Origin of the sequence: Petrotoga sp. HWHPT.55.6.3, from assembly GCF_002895495.1 — a bacterium.
GTDB lineage: Bacteria > Thermotogota > Thermotogae > Petrotogales > Petrotogaceae > Petrotoga > Petrotoga mobilis.
The window spans coordinates 55,722-72,854 of record NZ_AZRJ01000019.1 but is presented as its reverse complement, the minus strand read 5'-3'; the positions used below and the strand labels follow the sequence as shown (position 1 = coordinate 72,854).

At 32.0% G+C, this 17,133-nt stretch carries 17 protein-coding genes and 1 pseudogene; 6 read left to right on the top strand and 12 right to left on the bottom strand.

All coding sequences use genetic code 11. The features are described from left to right. Positions 1-128: 128 nt before the first annotated feature. A pseudogene (locus tag X926_RS10320) lies at positions 129-1,487 on the bottom strand (uracil-xanthine permease family protein). Between the two features lie 263 nt (positions 1,488-1,750). Here X926_RS10320 and X926_RS06720 point away from each other — a divergent pair. The 3 genes from X926_RS06720 to X926_RS06710 are packed head-to-tail and all read left to right on the top strand — an operon-like array spanning position 1,751 to position 3,663. Then, entirely contained in the window at positions 1,751-2,074 is a 324-nt protein-coding gene (locus X926_RS06720; RefSeq protein ID WP_012209515.1) for a hypothetical protein, read from the top strand. After that, positions 2,074-2,583, top strand: coding sequence for a hypothetical protein (locus tag X926_RS06715; RefSeq protein WP_012209514.1), 510 nt, complete (start codon positions 2,074-2,076; stop codon positions 2,581-2,583). The genes X926_RS06720 and X926_RS06715 overlap by 1 nt, the downstream gene beginning before the upstream one ends. 9 nt (positions 2,584-2,592) lie before the next feature. Further along, complete coding sequence (locus tag X926_RS06710; RefSeq protein ID WP_103065488.1) at positions 2,593-3,663, top strand: hypothetical protein; 1,071 nt, start codon at positions 2,593-2,595, stop codon at positions 3,661-3,663. Positions 3,664-3,760: 97 nt separating this feature from the next. Here the strand turns inward: X926_RS06710 and eno are convergent, their stop codons facing one another. The 10 genes from eno to X926_RS06660 all read right to left on the bottom strand — a co-directional run bounded on the left by eno (position 3,761) and on the right by X926_RS06660 (position 13,503). Next, the gene (gene eno / locus X926_RS06705) at positions 3,761-5,059 is read right to left on the bottom strand and encodes a phosphopyruvate hydratase (protein WP_012209512.1); all 1,299 of its coding nucleotides are present in this window, start codon (positions 5,057-5,059) and stop codon (positions 3,761-3,763) included. A gap of 78 nt (positions 5,060-5,137) precedes the next feature. Next, a complete protein-coding gene (gene pyrH, locus X926_RS06700; protein ID WP_012209511.1) occupies positions 5,138-5,836 on the bottom strand; it encodes a UMP kinase in 699 nt (232 codons plus the stop codon). 98 nt (positions 5,837-5,934) lie between these two features. Continuing rightward, the gene (gene tsf / locus X926_RS06695) at positions 5,935-6,528 is read right to left on the bottom strand and encodes a translation elongation factor Ts (RefSeq protein WP_103065487.1); all 594 of its coding nucleotides are present in this window, start codon (positions 6,526-6,528) and stop codon (positions 5,935-5,937) included. Between the two features lie 132 nt (positions 6,529-6,660). Next, positions 6,661-7,149: a pantetheine-phosphate adenylyltransferase gene (coaD, locus tag X926_RS06690; protein ID WP_012209509.1), complete on the bottom strand. Its 489-nt coding sequence runs from the start codon at positions 7,147-7,149 to the stop codon at positions 6,661-6,663. Between the two features lie 2 nt (positions 7,150-7,151). After that, positions 7,152-8,255, bottom strand: coding sequence for a tRNA 2-thiouridine(34) synthase MnmA (gene mnmA / locus X926_RS06685; protein ID WP_103065486.1), 1,104 nt, complete (start codon positions 8,253-8,255; stop codon positions 7,152-7,154). After that, positions 8,248-8,718, bottom strand: coding sequence for an Rrf2 family transcriptional regulator (locus tag X926_RS06680; RefSeq protein WP_012209507.1), 471 nt, complete (start codon positions 8,716-8,718; stop codon positions 8,248-8,250). The genes mnmA and X926_RS06680 overlap by 8 nt, the downstream gene beginning before the upstream one ends. An 89-nt stretch (positions 8,719-8,807) precedes the next feature. Further along, positions 8,808-10,601, bottom strand: a complete 1,794-nt coding sequence (locus X926_RS06675; protein ID WP_103065485.1) for a LysM peptidoglycan-binding domain-containing protein — start codon at positions 10,599-10,601, stop codon at positions 8,808-8,810. Beyond that, a complete protein-coding gene (locus X926_RS06670; RefSeq protein WP_103065484.1) occupies positions 10,598-11,260 on the bottom strand; it encodes a DUF2225 domain-containing protein in 663 nt (220 codons plus the stop codon). Before X926_RS06670 ends, X926_RS06675 begins: the two co-directional genes overlap by 4 nt. Beyond that, entirely contained in the window at positions 11,257-12,171 is a 915-nt protein-coding gene (gene ftsY, locus X926_RS06665) for a signal recognition particle-docking protein FtsY (RefSeq protein WP_103065483.1), read from the bottom strand. The genes X926_RS06670 and ftsY overlap by 4 nt, the downstream gene beginning before the upstream one ends. Positions 12,172-12,222: 51 nt before the next feature. Then, positions 12,223-13,503: an alpha-amylase family glycosyl hydrolase gene (locus X926_RS06660; protein ID WP_103065482.1), complete on the bottom strand. Its 1,281-nt coding sequence runs from the start codon at positions 13,501-13,503 to the stop codon at positions 12,223-12,225. Positions 13,504-13,765: 262 nt separating this feature from the next. On the opposite strand from X926_RS06660, the gene X926_RS06655 reads away from it, so the two are divergent. From X926_RS06655 to X926_RS06645, 3 genes are read left to right on the top strand one after another with little or no spacing between them, the layout of a single operon-like run. Further along, positions 13,766-14,140 (top strand): DUF2089 domain-containing protein, encoded by a 375-nt coding sequence (locus X926_RS06655; RefSeq protein WP_012209502.1) that lies wholly within the window; start codon positions 13,766-13,768, stop codon positions 14,138-14,140. 16 nt (positions 14,141-14,156) lie between these two features. Then, positions 14,157-15,266, top strand: coding sequence for a DUF4097 family beta strand repeat-containing protein (locus tag X926_RS06650; RefSeq protein ID WP_103065481.1), 1,110 nt, complete (start codon positions 14,157-14,159; stop codon positions 15,264-15,266). A gap of 2 nt (positions 15,267-15,268) precedes the next feature. Then, complete coding sequence (locus X926_RS06645; RefSeq protein WP_103065480.1) at positions 15,269-16,210, top strand: hypothetical protein; 942 nt, start codon at positions 15,269-15,271, stop codon at positions 16,208-16,210. Here the strand turns inward: X926_RS06645 and X926_RS06640 are convergent, their stop codons facing one another. Further along, positions 16,211-16,936, bottom strand: a complete 726-nt coding sequence (locus tag X926_RS06640; protein ID WP_233186700.1) for a WecB/TagA/CpsF family glycosyltransferase — start codon at positions 16,934-16,936, stop codon at positions 16,211-16,213. Positions 16,937-17,133: the final 197 nt, after the last annotated feature.

Here is a 17,133-nt window from a genome sequence, read left to right as displayed (position 1 = left end):
AATTATGATCTAACACGATTTGATTTTCATTGATAAATCAAATTAATCTTTTTTAGTTGTCTATAAAGAACAATAAAAGGGAATAATCATGAATAATCAACTTTATTCATAAGTGGCAATAAGTAAACTTAAGCCTTATATCCATTCTTTTCCTTTTTTGGTTCTGGTATCAAGAGGTTTAAAATAAAAGCGGTTAAAAATCCAACAGTAATATTAGAAGAAAAGACAACAGCCATCCATTCTGGTAATTTGTTCACTATGTCGGGCCTAAATGTAACTCCCAATCCCAAAGCTAAAGAAAAAGCTAATATAAACATTTTTTTATCGCTTAGTCCACCTTTTGTTGCAATTTTCATACCTGCCATCGCTACCATTCCAAAGAGAGCTATAGTAGCACCTCCTAAAACAGGTTTAGGCATAACGCTTACTAAAGCACCAATTTTAGGAAAGACACCTAATAGTATCAAAACAATTGCCACACCGTAGCCAACGACTCGACTAGAAATTTTACTAAATTGAATAACTCCAGTATTTTGACTGAAAGTTGTGTTAGGAAGAGTATTAAAAACAGCTGCTAAAGCACTCCCTACACCGTCCTATAAAACTCCTCTTTTTAATCTTTCATCGTGAATTTTGCCTTCAATTGGTTCGCCACTAACTTCAGCAATAGCTGTCAAATCACCTACTGTTTCAATTGTAGTAATAATATATGCTAAAATCCAAGGAATGATAAGTGCCCAATTAAATGATAGCCCATATTTAAATGGGATAGGGACTGTTACCCATCCAGCTTCTACAATCGGGGCAAAATCCACCATACCCAACGGTATTGCAACCAGATATCCTGCAACTAAACCAATAGCCACCGCCCCAGCTTTTATGATGCCTTTGCCATATATATTTGCAATCACTATGATTATTAATACGAACAAAGCTATGGCTAAATTTTGAACATTTCCGAAATCACTAGCTCCAACTCCTCCACCAATGTCGGTTATGGCTGTTTCTATCAACCCTAAACCTATTAACATTACAACTGTACCAGAAACTACAGGAGGGAATATCTTGCGAGTTTGAGCTAAAAACCGACTCAAAATCATCTCAACCGGGGACGTAATAAGTGCCATACCTAAGACTAAAGGTAATCCTCCTACGTTTGCAGCGACAATCGCCATAGGAACAAATGTAAAACTTGTCCCTTGTACTGCTAATAGACCGCTACCAAAAGGTCCTAATTGTTTTACTTGAAAAAAAGTAGTTACCCCGGAAATAATCAAAGCCATGCTGACGAAATATCCCGTTTCTAGAGGATCCAAGCCCACTACCCCCGCGATTATCAAAGGTGGAGTAATGATACCAACGAACATAGCTAACATGTGCTGAATACTCAGAACAACTGTTTCATAAAAAGGAGGTTTGTCTTCAAGCTTGTATAAAACTTCTGTTCCTTTTTCTTCTTCCGTAGTCTTTTCTGTGATATCTCCCATTAATAATCACCCCTTTGAAAATGAATAGGATTTTTACTTAAACATTAACTTTAATTATACTTTAGTTTTGCTTTATTCGCAAGTAAAGTTTTTTATAGATTAATGGGTTTAATCGTTTTTACTTCCTGTTATTTTTTTATAATTCCCCATAATCTGATATATTTAACTTAACGTATAAATTATGATATAATCTCAATATAGATTGAGAAGTAATTGTACAGTTTTAAAAATAATTTAATTGTTCGAAAAGGAGGACAGTCGTAATGTTTAACTTTTTTAAAAGAAATAAGTCAGATAATTCAAAAACCTCTAATAACAATGTTTTTTACGATGAAAAAAATGCATTAGTTATATATTTCAAATGTTCAAAATGTGGAGAGAAATTTAGAAGTTATCTTAGAAAAGGCTACGATTTTATTACGGATTACGATACAGGGGAGTACAAAATAAATAAAGAATATATTGGCTCAAAATGTTTTAACAGAATACACCTTTCTGCCACTTTCGATAGGAATTATAAATTAAAAGAATACACCTTAGAAAACGCGGAAATTATAGGTAAAGAAGAATGGGAGGAAAAAAGCTAATGCCTAGAACGAGAGGGGAAAAAGATACTAACGTAAATTTGTTTGAATATCGACCTGTAAGACCTTTTATTCAAATACCAGAAAAGGTACTTATGTATATTTTGCAACTAACCCCGTCGTCTTTTGCAAAGGTATATTTATACTTGTACAACATGAGCTACGGACTTGGATACGATCATACAGTTACCCATACCAGTGTGCGTGAAATAGCTTCAAATTTGAACATTAGCATTGGAAGAACACAAAATGCAATTACTTATTTTAAAAAAATTAAAGCTATAGAAAAAATAGAGTCAAGAGCGGTAATCGGAACAAAATACAAAATAAACGTGCCTGAATATTCTTCGTCTTTTAACAACTGGTACTTCACTGCCCCCAATAAAGTTAGATACATAATGATGAAAGAGAAATTGCTTACTTCGGAGAAGTTGGTTACTTCAAAAATCAAACGGTATAAATCTGTTAAAAAATCTTTGGAAATGGGTTTGTTTGATGATCTTGAAGAGTAGGGTAATAAAATGTATGACAATTTGTTGAGTTTAATCCTTTCTCAAAATAATTCCTTTTTATACGATTACGCTAAAAAAAATAATATTAATAGATTCGTAGGAACAGTTCTCTATTCTAAGAATAATTTAGTTGTAGTTGGAGTTAGAAATTTTCTTTTCCTTCTAGAAAATCAAAGCACTCAAAATTTTCAAACAGGTGTTAGGGTAAATTTAAATTTTCAAGATAAAACACATAATATGGATGCTCCAATTAAGATGAAATATTTGGGGGAGGCATCAAAAGACAGCATAAAATTAAGTTTGAAATTTCCAAACTTTAAAAATATTGATGCCGTTAACCTTAAATCTCCTAACTTCACTGAAACCCAAAATATTAAAGCGTCGGTATGGCTCGCAGAGTTTTCTCGAACTTTAAACGAACAATTAAAAAAATTAAAATTTGATAATTTAGAACCCCACGAGTTTACTTCTTTTAAAAAACTAACCGAAAAAATAGTAAATTCACTTCTAAAATCTTTTAAAGATAACTTAAACTCCGTTTTATCACCTTCTCACTCTGCGGTCAAAATTGTTGATATGATAAGAGCCTATATTTCTAAAAAGGATAATTTAGATTTTTTCTCTAAGAATGAGATAAGATTAATGAAAGAATTATTAACCTTGCAGGAAGAAGATAAGAATAGTTTACTTAATAAATATGAATCCAAAACTTCTATAAAACATAACATAGTGGATAAAACATTAAATTCTTACCTAACTATTAAAAATCTTAGCTTAGAAATAAAAACACCACTTATGTTTTTTTCTATCTTTGGGATGCCTATATTTTTAGCAATTGATAGAGAATATCAAAACAATTCAAAAAATTACCAGCAAGAGGCAATGAACCAAAAGTTGAATTTAATTCTTTTGACTAATAACTTTGGGGTTATAGATGCAAATATACAAAGTTTTGAGAAGGAAATTTATATAAGTTTTGAATTGGAGAATAACTCTGCGTATTTTAAATTGAAAACCCAGTATCTCATAGAAAAATTGGAGGAAAAAGATTATTTAGTGAAAAGGATTGATTTTGTATGATAAAATTAATTTCGTTCAAGTATTATAACAAATATATCTATTAAAAAAAACCGGTGATTTATTATTTCACCGGTTTTTTTAGTTAATTGAATATTTATTACTTTTTAATTGAATAAAAAGCATTCAAGCCTCTATATTGTGCAGTTGAACCAAGCTCGTCTTCGATTCTTAACAATTGATTATATTTCGCTATTCTATCGGTTCTAGAAAGTGAGCCAGTCTTGATAAAACCTGCATTTACAGCTACTACCAAATCGGCAATAAAAGAATCTTCCGTTTCTCCTGAGCGATGAGATACAACGGCGGTCATATTATTTTTATAGGCTAATTCAATGGCGTCTAGAGTCTCGGTTACACTCCCTATTTGATTCAATTTGATCAAAATAGAGTTTGTAGCCTTTAAATCTATACCTTTTTGCAATCTTTTAACATTAGTAACGTATAAGTCATCACCAACTATTTGTACCCTGTCTCCCACTTTTGCGGTGAACTCAGAGTAACCTTCCCAGTCATCCTGATCGAAAGGATCTTCTAATGATTTAATAGGATATTTATCAATCAACGATATATAATATTCGGCTAATTCAGCAGCACTCATTTCTTTTCCATCAACAGAGTATTTCTTTGTTTCTTCATTGTAAAACTCTGAAGCTGCGGCATCCATGGCGATAAAAATTTGTTTACCAGGTTCGTAACCAGCAGCTTGTATGGCTCTAATTATGTATTTTATAGCTTCTTCATTGGAATTTAAATTCGGAGCGAAACCACCTTCATCTCCAACAGAAGTTATGTGCCCTTCTTTTTTCAAAATATTTTTTAAATTGTGGAAGACTTCAGCCCCTGCCCTCAAGGCGTCTTTAAATGAATTAAATCCAGCAGGCATAATCATGAACTCTTGAATATCGAGATTATTATCGGCGTGTTGTCCCCCGTTTATTATATTCATCATTGGTACGGGCAAAACTTTGGCGTTCACGCCTCCTAAATACTTATAAAGAGGTAGTCCCAAGGAGTTAGCTGCAGCTCTTGCCGCTGCCATAGAAACAGCTAATATTGCATTAGCGCCAAGATTTTCTTTGTTTTCTGTTCCGTCTAAATCCAGCATCACTCTATCAACGTTTACTTGATCAAAGGCATTCAATCCAACAACCTCTTGCTCAATAATGTTGTTTACGTTGTTCACGGCTTTAGTAACACCTTTTCCCATGTAATAATCTTTATTACCATCTCTTAATTCTAAAGCCTCAAATTTACCTGTTGAAGCACCTGAAGGAACAATAGCTGAACCAGTTACACCTGTAGATAAAGTTACCTCTGCTTCAACGGTTGGATTTCCCCTCGAATCCAATACCTCTCTTGCTTTTACTGATACTATTTCATCGTAAAACTTTTCCATCTAAAAAACACCTCCAGAAATTTATTATTTAATATTTCGTTAAACCTCGAATAGAACTCATGCTTGAAGAAGAATTTGTTAGTGATCGACTTTTGTACCTATATTCTCTCCTTCAACAGCTTTAAGCAAGCTTCCTTCTTTGAAAAAATTGATAATCAATATTGAAAGATTATTTTTTTCACATATTGAAAAAGCCTCTGTATCCATAACTTTTATTTGCTCTTTAATCGCTTGTTCATACGTTATATTATTGTATTTTTTGGCATCTTCGAATAATTTTGGATCTTTATCGTATATCCCATCAACCTTGGTAGCTTTTACAAGTATATCTGCATTCATTTCTATCGCCCTCAATGCGGCAGCGGTATCAGTAGTGAACAAAGGGTTTGATGTTCCTCCACCAAATAAGACAATATAACCAGCTTCAAAATATTGTTCAATAAAATCGTATTTAAGTGGCAATACAGAGGGTAAATTAACAATTGGAGAAACTATAATACTTTTCAAACCATTCTTTTCGAAGAGATTTTTAAGATAGAGTGAATTAATGACGGTGCCCAACATCCCTAATTGATCTGCCATTTGAATTTGGAAATCTTTCAGCTCTTTCCCCCTAAAAATATTGCCAGCTCCTGTAACTATACCCAATTTTATATTTAAACTGTGGATTTTCTTGATCTCGTTCACCAGATATGTTAACATTTGTTCAGAAAATCCTTTTTCACTTTCACCACTCAAAGCTTCCCCACTTAATTTTAATAGTACTCTTTTGTACATAGGGCCTCCTTTTAAATAAGAGCATGCAGCCTTATAGTTGAAAGAAAAATTTTATACTCCATAAATAAAGCAAAAAGGCGGAAGACTCCACCTTTTTATCATTCACCAATTGCAAATCTTGCAAATTTATCCACTGTTATATTTTCTCCTACCTTAGCAATCATAGAATTAATAATGTCTTTGATGCTTTCCCCTTCTCCAAAAACATATTCCTGTTCAAGAAGACAATTTTCACTGTAGAATTTTCCTAATTTATTTTCTACAATTTGTTCTTTAATATTGTCAGGCTTGTTGGAATTTTTTAACTCTTCAAGGTAAATTTCCTTTTCTTTATCGATAATTTCTTGAGGTACATCTTCCCTTGAAATCCACTTTGGATTCATCGAAGCAATTTGTAGTGAAATCTTCTTAGCTAAATCGTGGAAATCATCAGTCCTAGCCACAAAATCTGTTTCACAACCTAATAATAAAAGAACACCTATCTTTTCATTATGATGAATATAAGAGTACACGATACCTTCGTTGGTGACTCTTCCAGCTTTTTTAGCAGCTTTTATGGCACCTTTCTTTCTCAGGATTTCTACGGCTTTATCTATATCTCCATCAGCCTCTTCCAAAGCATTTTTACAATCTAACATTCCTGCCCCTGTTGAAGCTCTAAGATTCTTTATCTTTTCAATTGATACGTCCACTTATAATACCTCCTAATGCTTATTATTAATGTTTAATAAATTTGAGTATTTGAAATCTCAACCGTTGGCTAAAACTAATTTATTTTAACACAATTAATTGAATATTAAAATAAGAAAATTATTGTTTTATTACTATTTTTTTAATAGTTTTTCTTTTAACTTCAATTCGACGAACTTAGAAACCCACTTACTAACATCTCCGTTGTAAGATGCAATTTCTTTTATCATAGATGAAGAAATATAAGAGAAATCAGTATCAGCCATGAGAAAAAAAATTTCTAACTGAGGAAAAAGCATATGATTCGCGTTTGCCATTTGAAGTTCATACTCGTAATCACTGACCGCTCTTAAGCCTCTTATTAAATTATAAATTTTTTTCTCTTTTAGGTAATTTACCAACAGACCGTCAAAAGATTCAACAATAACATTTGGTATATCCTCTAAATCTTTTTTTACCATTTCAATCCTTTCTTGGAGAGAAAACAAATACTTTTTGTTCGGATTATTCACAACAACAACATACAGATTGTCAAATCTTTCAATAGATCTTTTCACTATATTAACGTGTCCAAAGGTTATTGGATCGAAACTTCCTGGATAAGCTGCGTCCCTAATTCCCATTATCAAACTTCCTCCATTTCTTTAATATTGATTACACCGGAAGCCAAAACAACACCGCTTTCATCATAAATTGTTGCAAATTGTCCAGGAGTAACGGCAAATATAGGCTCTTTAAAACTTACTTTTAAAGTATGATCTGCAATTTTTTTAACAACTGCGGGCTTTTCCTCACTTTTTTTGCGAACTCTACAAAAGCCTTCTATTTCTTTGAAATCTACAAAAAAGTTGACATTTTGTACAATTAGTTCTTTAGAATACATTTCTTCAGTAGGAGCAACTATGAGAACATTCTTTTGAGGAAATATTTTATAAACATGCAGTTTTACATTTGCGTTTTTATAGTAGCTTATTCCAGAACGCTGACCAATAGTGTAATTCATGTATCCTGTGTGTGTTCCTATTTCGTTTCCTTCTAAATCGTAAACTTTTCCTTCTTCTGTAGTAACTCCATTTTCTTTTAGAAATCTTCTATAATCATTATCAGGAATAAAACACAACTCTTGACTGTCAGGTTTATTTGCCACACTTAAGCCTATTTTGTTGGCTATATCCCTGATTTCAACTTTATACATATTTCCCAATGGAAAGTGCAATTTGGGAAGAGTATTTTTGTCTATATAAGATAAAAAATATGATTGATCTTTGTATTGATCAACACCTTTTTTAATAATATAGGTAGAATACTTGTTAGAATACTCTTTTATTAAATAATGACCGCTGGAAACCCAATCTGCGCCATAGCTATGTGCAATTTCTAAAGCCTTCCCAAATTTAAAAAACCTGTTGCATAACATGCAAGGGTTTGGGGTTTTACCTTCTTTATATGTTTTTATGAAATAATCGATTATTTTTTCTTTAAATTCCTTTTTTATATCAACAATCTGAAAATCATCAAGATCTAACTTATCAGCAATTTTTAGTGCATCTTGTGTATCTGAAGGGCTACAACAAACCTTCTTTTTTTCTGGGATCAATGAGAAAACAACATCGCTTACAGTTTTGAAATGAAGCCCTATAACGTGATAATTTTGTTCTTTCAAAAGATAGGCAGCGACAGAGCTATCTACCCCACCACTCATAAGCATTAATACTTTTTTGTTAGACATTTAATTTTTTTAATCTACCTCCTTCATTTTCAGCGATCTTGATCTTGGCAATTTTTCTTCCGTAATCGATTATATCTTGCAAAGTCATTTTACTCAGCTCTAACATAATAGAATTATTAACCCTTTTCCATACAAATTCAACGGCACACTCTATTTCCAACGAACATTCGCCAACAATACAATCAAAAGATTGAAGTGGTTTATCTAAGACTTGAATAATTTCACTCAAACGTAAATCTTTTGGATTTTTAGCCAAAGCATATCCTCCAAATTTACCTCTAACAGATTTAACTATTCCCGCATCACGTAATTCTATAAATATCTTTTCAAGAAAATCTTTTGGTATGTTTTGCCTTTCTGATAATTCGCTGATAGGTACTTTCTCTTTTCCTTCATCTTCGGCTAATACAGCTAATTCAAACAAAGCTCTTAAAGCATAACTGCTTTTAACAGTAAGAGACATATTTAATTCCTCCTTTTAAGATAAACGTTTCCTCAATTAATTAACACCCTTTAGATAAGCTTCTAATAGATTTACTAACTTTATAATTCTTATACATTTGATTTTCTACCAACTACATATATAGTTAGATTCTGTAAACTATTATTAGCTAATCTCACATCGTTTACATATATATCAATTTTATTACCCAATACTTTAGCTCCCGTATCTTGAACCTCAAAATAACCGTTATTGGGAAGATCCGATAATTCAGGTATATAAACTATGGTTCCTAAAGGCAAGACATCAGGATCTGCTGCAATTGTTTTATACGATGTTGGTTTTTCTCCAGACTTTGTTAGCCTAAAAGTTGGAGAATAGACAAGTTTGTCATCCCATTCTGTGTAGTACGTTGCCTGGAATTCTCCAATCATGTCGTAGAAAAGTTTCAATGGGTCTCTAGGTTCACCATTCTTCCACAATTCAACTGTTACAATACTCCCTGCGTTAGCAATTCCTAACGAAGTATTAGAATCAACCCATTTACCTTCATCAACATATGGTGTTTTTATATTCCCTATGACGCTTATAATAGCATTTCCGTGATCGATTTTTATATACCAATTGTTATTTGCTAACTTTCCGGTCTCAATTACCCTACCAGGTAGAACTGGATAAACTTGTTCGGTTTGAACCAAAACTCCTATCCCACTAGAAATTCCTGCAGCATTCCTTTCTCCAAAACGTACAACAATTTTTTCATACTCGGAGAGTGATGTTTTAGAAAATGGCCACCTAATATACTCTTCAATATTGTTCACTGGTATGATTAATTCTTGTCCTACTTTAATATTTGTGGATTGTAAATTGTTGGCTTGCAGAATAATTTGAACACCATTATTTCCTAATTTAAATGCGTTTGAAATACTAATTAGAGTATCCCCTGATTTCACTTGATACCTTACTTCGTTTGAATTCTCAAACAAATAACTTACTTCTGCATCCCCCACAGATCTATAAAGTTCATCTATCTTCAATTCAATATTTTGTATTTGACCCAGATATTTTTCGTTTAATGAATTTGATGGTTGAGTAATAACCTTCTGAAGGTCATATTTTAAATTTTCAACTTCCTTATCTAAAGAAGCAACTGCATTTTCTAAAGATTTAATATTCAGTATATCTTCGCTCTGATTTTGATAATAAAATTTTGAAACGGTCTCTTCAGTTTTATAATCAACTCTATTTTCAACATATTTTTCTAAATTGAGTTTATCTACCTCTTGTTGCACAAGTTCTTTTATATTTCCATTTTCCAAAAAGTAAAATTCAGAGTTTTGAAAACTTTTCTCCAAATTATTAACCTTTTCCGTTAGTGAACTCACCGTATCTAAGAGGATTGTTTGGTCATTCTTAGGAATATTATTCACAACATTTTGTAATTCTGAAATCTGAATTTCCAATTGAGATACTCTTTGATCCAAATCAGTGTTTGTAAAATTATTTACCTTTTGTAGAGAGAGATTGTTAATTTGATTCTCTAAGCTTTGAACTCTTTGATCCAAATCTAAAAGTTTATCAATAGATTCAGAGCTTCGCCCTTCGTATAGATAATTTTCCAAGGTTACCACTCTGCTATCGATATTGGTGTACTGATCTTTTAAGCTTTTTGTCATATCAAAAGCATAACTGTTATTCTTTGAAATTTGATAAATTTCGTCAGATAAAGTATTAAATTTTTCTTCCATTTGAGTTAAACGCTCGTTTAAAGTATCCAACTGATTTTGAATTGCCACTAAGTCTTCGCTTGGCAAAGTAATTTCTTGAGAGGCAGGTTGAAAAACCGTACATCCCGATAGAAAAAATACCAAACCTATTAGAAAAATCCCAAAAAATTTCCTCACTTTAGTTCACCCCTTAGAAATTTCGCAGCTTTTAAATACGGATTTGTAGGATTATTATAATTTTTCACCAAATAATCAAACAAATTCGCCGCTTCTTTTCTATTATTTAATCTATAGTTTATATATCCCAGATAGAACAAAGAAAATATATAATCTTCTTCTGAAAATGTTTCATAGTTCTTTTCAATTATCTTTCCACAATAGTAAAGTATTCCTAACTCCTTTTCTTCTTCATTTTGTTCACGATAATACCAAGCGAATTTTATTAAAATTTTTACTACTTCACTGGGTAGTCCCAAAATTGCGTAAATATTGGCTGCTATCATAAGTTGAGTTGCATAAAACTCGTGAGACTTTGAAGAAGAATTATCTACTTCAGGAAGAGATAATTTATTTATCTTACTCAAAAATAACTTAACCTGTTCAATATTTTGAGAATTTAAGTACTCATATATATAATCTTTATCTTTTTCTTGAAAAGTAAAGTTACAATCGGGACAGGTAATCAAAGAATACAGAGATACATTAACATCTCTATATTCAGGTTTTAAATCGAGATCGTAAGAACTTACCTTTATAGATGTAGAGGCCACTTTATCAAAAGAAAATTCTTTTTGACATATTGGGCAGACTGCAAAATCTCTAATAAAATCTTTCATATTACTTCATCAACCCCTAATAAAGCGTTGCAATAAGAAACCGGATCGAAAATTTGTAAATCGTCTTCTTTTTCTCCAAATCCCACCAATTTTATTGGGATATTGAGTTCATGGTTTATAGCGAAAGCTATTCCCCCTTTGGCGGTTCCATCTAATTTAGTTACGACTATACCCGTTATGTCTATAGCCTCCTTAAAAGCCTTAGCCTGTGAAATCCCGTTTTGACCAGTCGTTCCATCTAGAACTAACAAAGTTTCATGCGGAGCTCCTGGGACTTCTCTTTCAACCACACGCCTTATTTTTTTCAATTCATCCATTAAATTGCTTTTTGTATGTAAACGCCCAGCGGTGTCCACTAACACGACATCTTTGCCTCTTGACTTTGCATGTGTTATTGCGTCATACACAACAGCGGCGGCATCTGAACCTTTTTGGTGAGCTATCACGGTGGTATTTAACCTATTACCCCACTCTTTGAGTTGTTCGATTGCTGCTGCCCTAAATGTGTCTGCAGCAGCTAAAACAACTTCTTTACCTTGTTTAGAATACATCTTTGCTAATTTGGCAGCAGTTGTCGTTTTACCGCTACCGTTTACTCCAACAATGAGTATTACATAGGGTTTTTGTTGAAAATCACTAACTACTTCGTCTTTCTGTAAATTTTCCACTAGAATATCCCTCAATAATAATAGCGGGTCATTGTGAGAGTTATTACTTTTATACCTACTTTTTAACTCTTCCAAAATTTTATGAGAGACGTCAACACCCATATCAGACATTATTAAAATCTCTTCCAATTCTTCCAAAACATCATCGTCGAGAACTTTACCGGAAAAAATAGTTTTGATATTTTTAAATACGGTATTTCTCGCCTTACTTAAACCATTTTTGAACTTTTCAAAAATTCCCATTCATCTACCTCCATTAAATCAATCAAAGGTTTATTTGAATTATTAGCTGTTTTACCTGACTTTTATAATCATAGGTAACTTGCTGATCACAAAGTAGTTTTGTATTGAAACAGTTTCATTCGTTATAAGGTCTGTTCCATATAAATTAAAATCTACTGGTATTTTTCCGTGTCTATCTTCCAAATTCAAAATGGTAATGTATTCCTCCTCTTCTCCATTCCATTTTATCATTATTATACCCTCAGATAACTCGCAAAGAGAGAATTGATTACAAGTAGATTTAATCTCTTTAGTCAATTTAATGATTTTTTTGAAAAAACTTAAAAATTCATAATCACCTTTGTCCCATTTGATTGAATCTTTCTCAAAAAGGTTAGGCAGTTTTTCCATCATTAATTCTTGGCCTGCATATATTAAAGATGCCCCTGGCAAAAGATTATATAAAACAGTCCAATTTTTAATCTTATTTTTTCCCTCTAAAACGGATGCTATTCTAGGATTATCATGATTTTCTAAAAAACGCAACTTAAGAGAATTTTTTGGGAATATAGTTTCCTGCAAAAAAACATGTTCAAAAAAATGCTTCAAATCTTTCTCTCCAGAAAAATAGCTCCTTAGATAATAGAAGCCATCGTAATCGTATGTAAGGTCAAAAGCTTGATATACCTCAGAGTCCGAGTGAACATCGTACCCTTTAGTTCTGAGATCATGAATAAATTTCGGGTCAAGTGTTTCAGCCAACCAGATAATTTCCTTTTTTTGGTTCAACAGTTCTCTAGATTTTTTCCAAAACTCTAAAGGCACTAGCGAAGCGACATCACATCTAAAAGCATCTACACCAAGATCAATCCAACCATCTAAAACATTTATTAGATAATCCCATAAATCTAAATTATCATAATCCAAATCGTAAACGTCGTTCCAATCTTCTACCTTTCTAGTTAATTTTCCGTTTTGATCTTTCATAAACCATTCAGGATGTGTTTCAGCTAGTTTCGAATCAATAGCGGTGTGATTGAAAACAATATCGATCATTATTTTTAATCCGTTATCATGTGCTTTGTCTATTAATCTTTTAAAATCCCTCTTATTACCAATTTCTTTCGATATTTCTTCGTAATCTTTTATTGAATAGGGACTCCCATGTGTACCTTTTCTACCAACTTTTCCGATGGGATAAAAAGGCATAAACCAAAGTATATCTGCTCCCAAAGCCTTAATGCGTTCAATATCGTTATATATATCGTTGAAGGTTCCAGCATTTCCATAATTTCTAACAAAAACTTCATAAATTATAGAACTTTTTAACCAACTTGGTGAATCTATTGCCACGATTGGACCTCCTCGAAGTGAAATTTTTCTTTGAATCCCGATTATTCTAATAAGTATTATATCATCGATTATATCAAATACCTATCCCTTTTTTTAAAATTTATATTAGAAACCATTAAGTTTAATTTTTTTATTTAGAAAATAAAAATTTTTTTATTAAAAGTTGACAATTTTAAAGTTTTATGTTATAATTTTTTCAAAATAACGAGAAAGACTATCAAAATATCATAAAAAAACATAAAAAATAATAGGAGGTCCTAATATGCCTAAATACCGCTTATCCAAATGCCCTGTTTGTGGAGGGAAGTTAAATATCGTAAAATATCGATGTGAAGAATGTGGAACTGAAATAACTGGTAACTTTGAATTAGAGGAATTTGCTCAATTAACAAACCAACAATTAAATTTTTTGAAGATTTTTATCAAGGTTAGAGGAAATTTATCGGAATTACAAAAAGAGCTTGGAATCTCTTATCCTACGGCAAAAGCAAGATTAGAAGAAGTCGCCACAGCGATGGGATACGAGTCTGAAAACATTGAAAGTAGAGAAAAAACACTTGAAATTCTTGAAAAAATTGAAAAAGGAGAAATTACCCCTGAAGAAGCAAAAGAATTATTAAAAAAGTACAAAAAATAAAAAGGAGTGATTTTTAATGCAAAAGATTGATTTGAATGTTGTAAAAGTGATAAAAATAAAGGCACGAAACTTTCATGGAAGAATAAAAATTTGCCACGGTGAAACAACATATCTCGAATACGCAGATCAAGACATCAACGTAGAAACTAGCTGGGGATCAGATCGTACAAGTGTATCAATCGATATAGATTATGAAAAAGGTGATTTCTTATCAAAGTTCTTTTCTTTCTCTAGAATGTTCCATGAAGTACCTATTAATTTGTACATAGGAGATCAAGTTAACAATATATCGTTAGACTTATCCTCAGCTGATATAGAAACAGACTTGGATTCTACCAACTTATACTATTTAACGATCAAAACTCGATCAGGAGATGTGGATATTAGAGGATCTAATCAAACTAAAACTTTGAAATCTTTAAGGGTGGATACCGGGTCTGGGGATGTAAGTATCGACTTAAGTAACAGTGAGATGGATGAATTAATTTTAAAAGGAGCTTCGGGAGATTTTGAAATTCACAACCTAAACATATCATATGGTGATTTTAGCATGGCTAGTGGCGATGTTCTAATTCAAAACTCTAAAATTGAAAATCTTAAGTTAAGTATGGCTTCCGGTGATGTCTCAATAAAAAATTCAATCGTGAAAGTAGCAAATTTTAAATCAGCGAGCGGTGATATCTCCGTAGATTCCCTAGATAAAGATTTTTACTGTACCGTAAACACTGCTTCCGGTGACATAGATCTAATAGTTCAAGGAAAAGAGAAAATTTATTTAGAAGCTCCAATACACAGATTTTCATCATCTATAAGATCAAACGTCGATTTAGTTCAAAATAATGATTCTTCTACTATGCCAAAGAAAAGAGTTTTAAAAATTAATGTGCTGACAGGAGATATTAGTATTAGAGGAGTAGAAATTCAGGGGAAAAGCATAGATTGGCAGGAAGAAGAAAAAGGTGAAGATGTTTCGCAAGACGATGAATTCTTAACTATTGAAGAAAAAAAGATTTTGTCCTTATTAAAAGAGAGAAAAATATCACGTTCATTTGCAATAGAACTTTTAAAAGAGTTGGGTTACTCTGAAGAACTTGCAGAAAAATTTTTAAAGGACAGGGGGGAGTAATAATGCTAGGAAGAATAATATTAGTCGCATTAGGTATTTTAATTGTTTTATCAGTTATTTTCAACGAATTCTTTGTTAGTTTTAACTTGTTAGAATTCTTTTTTACATTGATTTTTCTTGGATACGGATTAAATTTTTTCAAAAAGAGAAATTTAGGAACTTTAGGAAGTCTAATATTTGGAATAATACTGTTGCTAGACACATTTGATTTGTTCCCCACTTCATTAAATTTTTGGGAACTGGTTCTATTGATGATCGCATCTTATATTATTGCTGCTGGATTTAAAGGGCTGTTCCATATTAGAAAGCCCCACTTAAAGATTAACAAATCGATCATATCTGAAAATCTTCCTCCTAAATTTATAGGTGACACACTTGATTTATCAACAGATGTAGACTGGAGCTCTGTAACTATTGACTCTTCTAAGATAGAGACACCTGTAAAAGTAAAAGCTGTAATTGATAATGATATATATTCTTTTAAACAAGAATATGACTCTTCTAAAGTCAATATTTTGAACAAGTTGAAAGTATCAAACATAAAAGTGCCTGAACGGGCAAAGATAACTGTATATTTAAACGAAAATATTAATTACAATTTTCGCGCAAAATTGAACGTTAGTGTAGCTTTTTTTGATTTAAGACAAATTAAAACACAAGAAGTAAGAATCAAATCAACTGCATCTAAGATCACCTTAATACCTTCTCAAAAAGATAATACAACAGTCGACGTGGACTCCGAAGTTTCAGCGATAAACATAAAATTACCTGGGGATGTCGCTTTAGTATTAAACCATGTTGGGGACTTGAACTTCAAAAATGTTGAGCGAATGTATCAAAGAGAAGATGGAACTTATATTTCTGATAATTTCTCGGAGGCATCTTACACTTGTTATTTGAATATTGCTTCTGAAATTTCCCGTTTAAATATTGAATTTATGTAATTAATCTTTATTTCTATACAAATTCATATAAAATTTAAATAGATCGGGTAATTTTTTGAATCGATGGGGCTCTTCAAACATTCTATACAACCATTCTAATCCAAGTTTTTGAAAGAAAAGGGGAGCCCTTTTTGTTATTCCAGCAAATACGTCAAAGCTACCACCAACTCCCATCATAAGCTTTGCTTCTAACGTTTCATAGTTTCGAAAAATAAAAGATTCCTGTTTTGGAATTCCCATCCCTACAAAAAGGAGATCTGTTTTACTATCATTAATTTTTTGAACTACCTCTCCTTCAGCATTTATATCAAAATATCCATGATGAAATCCAACAATATTTACATTGAACATTTTCTCAATTGTTTGCGCTGCTCGTTTAACTACATCCTCTTCGGAGCCAAGTAGAAATATTCTATAATTACTTATTTGAGACAATTCTAACAAATACTTCATTGTATCTATACCGGGACACCTTTCCGTCTCAATTCCTTTCTTTTTGAGTAATTTGACAATCCCCACTCCATCGGGAATAGAAAAAGATGCTTTACTGATGGCTCTAGAATAATCGTTACCTTTTAAATATTCCATATACATCAACGCATTTAAAGTAACTATCCAAAGCTTCTCTTTTCCTATTTGGTCTTCGATAAAAGAATAAATATCATTTTGACTGCCATAAATCATTGGAATATCTTTCAAAAGGAACTGTCCAACCAATACTTTCACCTCTAAATACTATTTCGAGTCGAAATATTGTATCACAAATAAATTAGAATTTCCAAAAAAATATTATACAAATAAAAAGTTGAGTTATGAAAAATGTTTACACTATAAAAACAAAAATTGACGTTTAATTAACCAAATTCCCTCTCTTTCATTGTATAATACTTTGAACTTTGATGAAAACTTCTCAAAATTAGGAG